The following is a 291-nucleotide window of genomic DNA, read 5'->3' on the forward strand; positions in this document are numbered from 1 at the left end:
TTTTTGTTTTAACAATGTTGTTTTCGTGCAAAGACAGCAAATCATTAGATGGAATTTACGAATATGTTCAGAATAAAGAAAACAACAACAATAATTATGAAAGCGGATGTTCTATAGTAGGTTTTCTTGAATTAAAAGATGGATATTACTACAATGGTATAACTAAATCAACGTTGAGATTTCCATTTAAAGTTGAAAATGATAAAATTTTAATAGATAACCCAGATGGTGGACAGTTAATTATTGATATAATTGATGAGAATACAATTGGTTTTATGGGGTGTTTGTTTC

General features: G+C 27.5%; 1 protein-coding gene. It reads left to right on the forward strand.

Annotation, left to right across the window (positions count from 1 at the left end; all coding sequences use genetic code 11):
• The coding region (locus SOM16_RS23105) for a hypothetical protein (protein WP_320466357.1) at positions 1-291 on the forward strand (291 nt) is incomplete at both ends.

The sequence above is a fragment of the Pedobacter sp. CFBP9032 genome (assembly GCF_034045265.1).
Taxonomy (GTDB): Bacteria; Bacteroidota; Bacteroidia; order Sphingobacteriales; family Sphingobacteriaceae; genus Pedobacter.